The sequence below is a fragment of the Bradyrhizobium sp. genome (assembly GCF_019244115.1).
GTDB lineage: Bacteria > Pseudomonadota > Alphaproteobacteria > Rhizobiales > Xanthobacteraceae > Bradyrhizobium.
This window is the reverse complement of sequence record NZ_JAFATE010000794.1, coordinates 1-2,265: the sequence shown is the minus strand read 5'-3', so window position 1 is coordinate 2,265 and position 2,265 is coordinate 1. Positions and strand designations below refer to the sequence as shown.

Sequence of the window (2,265 nt, the reverse complement as noted above, 5' to 3'; positions counted from 1 at the left end):
TTGGAGAAATCGGTGCCGATCGGCTTGCCGTTGCGATCGAGCATTCGATCAGACAGCGCAACCCACGCCACGGCAGTCACGATGCCAAGGACGAGCAGGATCAGGCTGTAGCCGCGGATCCGCGACGCCGTCAGCCACCGGCCAGATTGGAGGGCGCGCCAGATAGGAGTCATGTCGCCGCAGAATTGATGAATATTTACGGCAAGGCTATCCGCGGCCCTTTAACGTTCCCTAAAATCCCCCTGGCTGCGCCTGACGTCGGCCAGCTCATGACCGCCCGCCCGCTGCGCTGCGATGGCGGGAGCATCCGGACCGCGGACTAGGCCCGTCTCAGACCGATTCGACCTCTCGCGACAAGGTATGCTGGGCCGGCTTGAGCAGCCTGTCTGGTGCAAGTGGCGGCGAATCGATTGCAGCAAGCCCCAACGTCATGGGTGTCGCGCCGAGCTGGCGCGCAATCGCAGTCCAGCAGACAGCCGCAAGCAGAATTCCGGCGATGACGTCGACGACATAATGGCTGCCATAGGCTGGCGTGGCCAGGAGCATGAGGCCATTCAGTCCGAACACGCTCCAGCGGAGCCTTTTGACGGGCCAGACTGCGACCGAGAACAGGATGCCCAGCGCAGCGTGCAGGCTTGGAAATGTAATGATCCCTTCCGAATGAAGGCCCTGAACGGCACTCAAGGTTCCATCGCGGAGACCCAGAAAGACCGGCCAACTCGTCGCAGACGCCGGCAGGAAACCATTTTCTGTCGCAGGGTCAAGGTCGAGAAGGAGCCATGGCCCCGTGGCCGGACACGGGATGGAAACCACGATGGCAATGAGGGTGATCGCGATGAAGGCGTGGACGAAAGCGTTAAGCCGAACCAGGCGCCCGGTCATCCCGAGGATCAGCACGGTCGTGATGGTTTGGACGGAGAAGCTCCCATAGGCAGGCAGCAGGACGTGTTGCAGCCCGCTGTGCTGCGAAATGAAGGATATCATCGACACCCAATCGATGCCGAGCCGTCGATCCAGCCCGTTCAGCATGGCGTCCTGCAGGGGAAAGGCGGGCACGGCCGCCAGATAGGACAGGGGGGCGGCCACCATTGCGAAACCTATGATCTGGCCGGTCGAGCTTAAAATCGCGCCGAGCCGTTCCTCGCGGCGGATCGCACGGTAGTACCAGCCGCCGCCGGCCAGCAGCGCGGTGGCGCAGGCCGGCACGATGAACGTTCGCCATTCGAGTTCAAATGGTCCGAAGAGCCCGAAGGCCAGGACCACGAGTGCGATGATTCCGATCGTCATCCAGACCGCTGAAATCATAGAAAGCAGCGGGTGTTGGCTCGTTGGCATGACACGGTCTCCAGAAACTCGCGCGCAGGTTTCTGGATACCTCTAGCAATGCAGATCTTGGCAGAAGATTAATACGTGGAGGCAAATGGCAAATGACGCAATCTGTGATTGCGAGCCAGCGGTCATTTGCGCCGGTCCGAGCCGAGCGGGGCAGGGCAGGAAGCACGGATGTCCCACGACGTCAGCTCCGCCACGATCGGCCTCTGCCGAATATGAGCCAGTTCCGCGCAGCGTTGGCCCGCCTGGCCCTTGACGTTCCCCCGACTTGGCACGGCGCCAGCGATCCGCGGCAACGGAAGGGCGGGACTTCGGAGAGCGGGCATGAGGTATTCGCCGAAGTTTCTTGCGATGCAGCGTCGCTCGCTCTAGGGTTAACTCGTTTCCCCCAAACGGAGTCGTGGGCGTTTTCCGGCTCACGACGCCTGCCCAAAAGGAGCCGATGATGCCTTTCCTGTCCGCCGCGCTCGACCGTGTCAAACCGTCCGCGACCATCGCGGTCACGGACAAAGCACGCGTGCTGAAGGCGGCGGGCCGCAACGTCATCGGCCTTGGCGCGGGCGAGCCGGATTTCGACACGCCGGCCAACATCAAGCTCGCAGCGATCCACGCCATCGAAGCCGGCAAGACCAAGTATACCGCGGTCGACGGCATTCCGGAGCTGAAGGAGGCGATCGCCGCCAAATTCCAGCGCGAGAATGGCCTCTCCTACAAGCCGAACCAGATCATTGTCGGCACCGGCGGCAAGCAGGTGCTGTACAACGCGCTGATGGCGACCATCAATCGGGGCGACGAGGTCATCATTCCAGCTCCCTATTGGGTCAGCTATCCGGAGATGGTGGCGCTCGCGGGCGGCGAGCCGGTCGCAATCGTGTGCACGGCCGAGCATGGCTTCAAGCTGCAGCCGGCGGATCTGGAAAAGGCGATCACGCC

2 protein-coding genes are annotated in these 2,265 nt (G+C 62.5%); one reads left to right on the top strand and one right to left on the bottom strand.

The annotated features are described in order from the left end of the window. Positions 1-330: 330 nt before the first annotated feature. Positions 331-1,287, bottom strand: coding sequence for a phosphatase PAP2 family protein (locus JOZ76_RS33680; protein WP_291705699.1), 957 nt, complete (start codon positions 1,285-1,287; stop codon positions 331-333). 490 nt (positions 1,288-1,777) lie between these two features. On the opposite strand from JOZ76_RS33680, the gene JOZ76_RS33675 reads away from it, so the two are divergent. Next, positions 1,778-2,265: aminotransferase class I/II-fold pyridoxal phosphate-dependent enzyme (locus tag JOZ76_RS33675; protein WP_291705698.1), on the top strand; the 488-nt coding region annotated here is incomplete at its 3' end.

Bases quoted from the DNA above. Each gene is read 5' to 3' on its own strand.
- JOZ76_RS33680 (WP_291705699.1), bottom strand. From the start codon at position 1,287: ATGACGATCGGAATCATCGCACTCGTGGTCCTGGCCTTCGGGCTCTTC.